Raw genomic sequence first — 6,000 nt, 5'->3', positions numbered from 1 at the left:
CGCCCAGGCCTCATCAGACAGCCAGAACAAACGCGCCATGTCCACCTCCTGATCAGCCAAACCCGATCAGGAGACAAAAACGCCAACGAACGTAGAGAGTTGTTTGGGTTCCCTACCTAGGCGACATCCTCAATGTCGAACCGCGTGATCTTGCCATCGTGGAAGTGGAAGACGTGGCCAACCGTCTTGTCCCGAAGCCCGTGCCCCTGCTCCTGGAGCGGCCTGCCGTCGATGGCGCGCACGGATTGCCGGACCTCAGCGAAGATCGCCCCATCGGTCGTCCTGCGAAAGCTCGTGGGCTCGACATGCGGGCTGACGATGGACCACTGGCGCGTCCAGTACGCGCGCACGGCTTCCCGGCCCTCGACATGGCCGCCTTCCATGCCGTTGGCCCAGGCGATGTCCTCGGTCAGCACGGCCAGGACCCCATCGATGTCCCGCGCGTTGAAGCAGGCGTAGACACGCTGAAGGACGTCGATCTCACGATCCATCGGGTTCTCGTTCCTGTGTTGAAGTGCCTTGCCTGGTTGGGCGTCAGGCGACATATACGCGCATATGTAGTAGATGAACGAGCTGTGCAAGGACCGGGCCCTGATGAAGTTGGATGTGCTTTCGACACCCGGACATCTGATCAGCCTCGCGGCGCGCGGCTTCGCCCGGCTGAGCGAAGCGCGTCTCAAGCCCCTGGGCTTCGGTGTCGGCCACCTTCCCGTCCTGGTCGCGCTCCAGGACGGGAAGGCAAGCACGCAGCGCGACCTGGCTCGCTTCGCCAGGATCGAGCAGCCGCCGATGGCGCAGATGCTGGCTCGCATGGAGCGGGACGGTCTCATCCAGCGCTCTCAGGACCCGAAAGACGGGCGCAGCAGCCGCATCACCCTGACCGAGATCGCCCTGGCGCGGATGCCGAACGCGATCGCGGCCTTGTTCGAGGGCAACCGTGAAGCATTGGGTGATTTCACGGAAGAGGAAGCAGATCAGCTTGTTGCCCTGCTCCGGCGGCTGATCACGAGCCTCGACCGCCTGACCCATGCGGAGGCATCGCAGCGTCTTCCCTGACCCTGCGGCGCCACCGGCGTGAGTTGACCCACAGCACCACCGACTGCCCCTCCGCCTTGTTGGCGAAACCGCCCGGCGAGTTGGTGACGCCTCCTCCCCCGCCCCGGCCGGGCTGACGAGGGCGAGGAAGTCCACTTCCAGCAGATCGGCGGACCGCACGAGTTCCCGGATCGGCGGGGAGGAGAGACCGCGCTCCACCTGGCTGAGTCAGGCCACCGATTAGCCAAGGCTCAGCGCCACTCCGGCCGGAGGTGCGCGGGCGCCTCGCGGCCATCGACCTCACGCCCATGTCGGGGTCGTCGGACCGGGTGGCACGGTTCTTCAGCGAGGAGACCGAGCGCTGGGTGCCGATTGTCCACGCCGTGGACATGCGTCGTCAGCATCCCCACTCCGCTCGCCAGGTCACCGATGGCGACCGGCTGCGCGGGACGTGGCGTCGTGCTATGCCCAAGGGCAACACGCACAGCGAAACCGCACCGGGCGCCCGATCGTGTCTCGCAAGATCATCCATGTGGACATGGACGCCTTCTATGCCTCGGTCGAGCAGCGCGACGACCCGGCGCTGCGGGGCCGGCCGCTGGCGGTGGGCGGCTCGCGCGAGCGCGGCGTGGTGGCGGCCGCGAGCTACGAGGCCCGCGCCTTCGGCGTGCGCTCGGCCATGCCCTCCCGTACCGCCGCCCGGCTCTGCCCGGAGCTCGTCTTCGTGCCGCCGCGCTTTGAGCGCTACCGCGAGGTCTCCGCCATCGTCCGCGAGGTCTTCCTCGGCCACACGCCGCTGGTCGAGCCGCTCTCGCTCGACGAGGCCTATCTCGACGTGACCGTGAACCGCCATGGCCTGCCCACGGCCACCGCCGTCGCCCGTGCCATCCGCGCCGAGATCCGCGCCCGCACCGGCCTCACCGCCTCGGCAGGGGTCTCCTACAACAAGTTCCTCGCCAAGATGGCGAGCGACATGCGCAAGCCCGACGGCATGTACGTCATCACGCCCGAGCAGGGGCCGGGCTTCGTCGAGGGCCTCGCGGTGTCACGCTTCCACGGCGTCGGCCCGGCCACGGCGGCCCGGATGGAGGCTCTCGGCATCCGCACCGGCCGGGACCTGCGCGAGCAGAGCCTTCCCTTTCTCACCGAGCACTTCGGCAAGGCCGGCGCCCACTTCCACGCCATCGCCCGCGGCGTCGACGAGCGGCCCGTCGTGCCCGACCGCCCCCGCAAGTCCTCCGGCTCCGAGACGACCTACGACCGCGACCTCGCCACGCCCGGAGAGGTGGAGGTAGGGCTGCTGGCGCTGGCCGATGAGGTCTGGGACTGGTGCGAGCGCAGCGGCACGCTCGGGCGCTCGGTGACCGTCAAGCTCCGCTACAGCGACTTCCGCCAGATCACCCGGAGCCGCACCCTGCCCGCGCCCGTCGCCAGCGGCGCCGACCTGCGCCAGGTCTCGTTGACCCTCCTCCGCGCCACCTTCCCGCTGGCCAGGCCGGTGCGGCTGCTGGGTGTCACCGTTTCCGGTTTCGCGGCGGATGCCGGCGATCCGGCCCAGCCGAGCCTGGACCTGGGCTGAGCGGTCCAGGTCCTGGCGGCGGCCCGGACCTTCTCCAGGCCCGGCTCCCGTTCCGCGTTCCAGCCCCGGATATCGGCGGGAAAGGTCTCATCGAAGGCATGGAGGACCGGCCGCTCCAGAGCGGGGGCGCTGAGGGGTGTTGCGACCAGGGCGTGCGACGCATCCCGTTCCAGGTAGCGGGACAGGTCGGGCAGTTCCGGTTCGCAGGCGGAGACCTTGCCGGCGAGGGCACGGATACCGGGCAGGCTCGCGATGCCGAGCGCGCCGCGCAGGAGGCTGCACGATTTCACCATCGGCCCATCATGCCGGCGCCGCCGCAGCACGGTCGGATGTTGACGAGGAAGAGAATGCGGGGGCTGTTGACCAATCGGCACGGGGTTGCCCCGGCGCCCTTGATCATCCGCGCCGGCCAGCCGATCCTCCCCCAAAATAGTCGGGGGAGGCGTTCATGCGGCGACTGGCCGTGCTGGCGGGGCTGCTCGCCGTTGCGACACCCGCGCTGGCCGAGGTGACCCGCTTCGAAGTGACGGAGGACGTGCCCGCTTTCGCGGGGCGCAGCTTCGGGGATGTGGGCGCCTATCGCCGCATCACCGGCCGGGCGACCCTCGCCCTCGACCCCACCGATCCGCGCAACGCCGTCATCGCCGATCTCGGCCAGGCGCCGCGCAACGCGGAGGGGCGCGTGGAGGCGACGGCCGATGTGGTGATCCTGCGCCCGGCCGATCCGGCGCGCGGGAGCGGAACCCTGTTGCTGGACGCGCCGAACCGCGGCCGGAAGCTCGCGCCGCAGCTCTTCGACGATGCGCCACAGCCCGGCGCCAACAATCTCGCCACCGCCGAGGATGCCGGGATCGGGTTCCTGGCCGGGCGCGGCACGACGATGGTGTGGGTGGGCTGGCAGGCCGACATCCCCTCCGCCCCAGGCCAGCTCGCCCTGGCCGCGCCCGTGCTGCGCGGCGTGACCGGGACGGTGCGGGAGGAGTTCGTCTTCGACAACACCCGCAACCCCGCCTCCGCCACCCTCTCCTGGCCGCTGGCGGATCCGGCGAGCCTGAAGGTGACCGTGCGCCAGGTCTGGTCCGACCCGCGCCAGATGCCGGAGGGGCTTTCCGCCCGGGCCGTGGACGAGCGGCGCATCGAGGTGTCCCGGCCCGCCCAGGGCTTCGACGCGGGCGCGCTCTACGAGGTGACCTACACCGGCCGCGATCCTGCGGTGCTGGGCACCGGCTTCGCCGCCGTGCGGGACGTGGTCTCCTTCCTGCGCCGCGACGGGTCTCCGGCCAATCCTCTGGCGGTTGGCGGGCGCCCGGCCGTGCAGCGGGCGATCGGCTTCGGCGTCTCCCAGTCCGGCCGCTTCCTGCGGGACTTCCTCCATCTCGGCTTCAACGAGGATACGGAGGGGCGGGTCGTCTTCGACGGGTTGATGCCACACGTGGCCGGGGCGCGGCGCATGGCAACCAATGTCCGGTTCGGCCAGCCCGGCCGGAATGCCCGCCACCCGCAGGACCCGGCCTGGCAGGCCGATACCTTCCCCTTCACCTATGCCGTGCTGGACGACCCGCTCTCCGGCCGCCGCGACGGGCTGCTGCTGCGCTGCCGCCTCTCCTCCACCTGCCCGAAGGTGATGCAGAGCGACAGCGAGCATGAGTGGTGGGCCTCGCGCGCCTCGCTCCTCGTGACGGACACGGCCGGACGCCATATCGACCTGCCGTCCGACGTGCGCGCCTACATGATCGCGGGCACGTCGCATTTCGAGGCGCCGGGCGGAACGGCCGGACGGATCGAGGCGGCCGCCCTGCCGACGAACCCGATGCATGCGGGCCCGCCCATGCGCGCGCTTCTGGCGGCGATGGAGAGCTGGCTCGCCGAGGGGCGGGAGCCGCCGGCGAGCCGCGTGCCGATGCGGGCCCACGGCACGCTGGTGCCTGCCGTTGCAGCGATGCCGGCGCCCATCCCCGGCCTGCCCTATGCGGGCATCCACACACCGGCTGCCTATTCGGACCAGTCCGTCATGCCGCCACGCGAGGTCGGGCGTTACCCCGTTTTCGTGCCCCGGCTCGATGTGGACGGCATGGCCGTGGCGGGGGTGCGGGCCCTGCAACTGGCCGTGCCGCGGGCGAGCTACACCGGCTGGAACCCGCGGGCCGAGGGCTTCGGCCCGGCGGCGCTCTACCCGCTGCAGGGCGCGGTGGTCCCCTTCGCGGCGACGAGGGAGGCCCGGACGGCAGCCGGCGATCCCCGCCCCTCCATCGCGGAGCGCTACGTGGACGACCCGGCCTACGTCGCCGCCGTGCGGCGCGCGGCAGCGGATGCGGTGGCGGAGCGGCTGCTGCTTCCAGCCGATGCCGAGGCGCTCATCGCGCGGGCTCAGGAGGGGCGGCTGGCCCAGTTGCGCTGACAGGCAGGTGGTCGCGCGCCCGCTCCTCACATCCCGATCGCTGGGCAGCCTTCCGGCGGCCAGGCAATGGGGTGGCGCTTCGCCGCCCCATGCCGACTCCCGCCAGGCCTGGCTACAGGTGGCGCCCGCCATCCACCACGATGTTGGTGCCGGTGCTCAACCGCAGATGCGTGATCGCGGAGAGGATCGCCAGCGCCACGTCGTCCGCCTCCGCCACGGTCCGCAGCGGCGTGGTGGCGGCCTGCTTCTCCACCGCCGCGCGCCCGCGCCCGGGCACGAAATCCGTTGCCACCGCCGCGGGTGAGACGCCCAGCACCCGGATCTCCGGCCCCAGCACGCGGGCCAGCGAGAGCCCCATCGTGTCCAGCGCCGCCTTGGAGGCGCAGTAGGCGATGCTGCTGCCAAGCCCGGTGCTGCCGGACAGGGAGGAGACGTTGACGATCACCGAATCCCCGCCGCGCCGGAGCAGCGGCGCGAAGGCGCGGATGGTGGCGAAGGGGCCGCGAACATTGGTGATGAGGATGCGGTCGAAGCTCTCGTCATCCATCGCCTCCAGGTCCGCGTGCGGCACAGGCTTGGTGGTGCCGGCGGAGTTCACCAGCACGTCGGCCCGCCCGAAGCGCCGCTCCACCTCGGCCGCCGCCGCACGAAGGGCCGCGCTGCTCTCCATCGGCAGGTGCAGCGGCAGGTGTTCCTCGCCCGGCAGCTCCGCCGCCAGCGCCTCTGCCCGCTCCCGCCCGGCGCCGTAACCGATCACGACCCGCGCGCCACCTTCCGCCAGGCGCCGCGCCGTCGCCGCGCCGATCCCGCTGCTGCCGCCGGTGACCACCGCCACCTTCCCGGCCAGCGGGTACACGCCCAGCCCACCCGCACGAAGCTCGCCCATGCCGTTTTTCCTCCGCTAATCCTTCTACGACTAGGAGGATTGCGGACGCGTCGGCAATCCCCCTATCCTTCCCGACATGAAAGGAAACGAGATGGTGCGGGC

At 71.2% G+C, this 6,000-nt stretch carries 5 protein-coding genes; 3 read left to right on the top strand and 2 right to left on the bottom strand.

Going from position 1 to position 6,000, the window contains the following annotated elements; translation table 11 throughout:
- Positions 1-116: 116 nt before the first annotated feature.
- The gene (locus J5Y10_RS22175) at positions 117-491 is read right to left on the bottom strand and encodes a nuclear transport factor 2 family protein (protein ID WP_209376301.1); all 375 of its coding nucleotides are present in this window, start codon (positions 489-491) and stop codon (positions 117-119) included.
- A 73-nt stretch (positions 492-564) separates the two neighbouring features.
- Here J5Y10_RS22175 and J5Y10_RS22170 point away from each other — a divergent pair, with 73 nt between their 5' ends.
- The 3 genes from J5Y10_RS22170 to J5Y10_RS22160 all read left to right on the top strand — a co-directional run bounded on the left by J5Y10_RS22170 (position 565) and on the right by J5Y10_RS22160 (position 5,012).
- A complete protein-coding gene (locus tag J5Y10_RS22170) occupies positions 565-1,056 on the top strand; it encodes a MarR family winged helix-turn-helix transcriptional regulator (RefSeq protein ID WP_245214965.1) in 492 nt (163 codons plus the stop codon).
- A gap of 487 nt (positions 1,057-1,543) precedes the next feature.
- Positions 1,544-2,614, top strand: a complete 1,071-nt coding sequence (dinB, locus tag J5Y10_RS22165; protein WP_209376307.1) for a DNA polymerase IV — start codon at positions 1,544-1,546, stop codon at positions 2,612-2,614.
- 448 nt (positions 2,615-3,062) lie between these two features.
- Positions 3,063-5,012, top strand: coding sequence for an alpha/beta hydrolase domain-containing protein (locus tag J5Y10_RS22160; protein ID WP_209376300.1), 1,950 nt, complete (start codon positions 3,063-3,065; stop codon positions 5,010-5,012).
- A 112-nt stretch (positions 5,013-5,124) separates the two neighbouring features.
- Here the strand turns inward: J5Y10_RS22160 and J5Y10_RS22155 are convergent, their stop codons facing one another.
- Entirely contained in the window at positions 5,125-5,898 is a 774-nt protein-coding gene (locus J5Y10_RS22155) for an SDR family NAD(P)-dependent oxidoreductase (RefSeq protein ID WP_209376299.1), read from the bottom strand.
- Between the last annotated feature and the right edge of the window lie 102 nt (positions 5,899-6,000).

This window comes from Roseomonas indoligenes (assembly GCF_017813365.1).
Classification (GTDB): Bacteria; Pseudomonadota; Alphaproteobacteria; order Acetobacterales; family Acetobacteraceae; genus Roseomonas; species Roseomonas indoligenes.
Note: the sequence above shows the minus strand (reverse complement) of the source record. Positions and strands in the feature narration are given on the sequence as shown.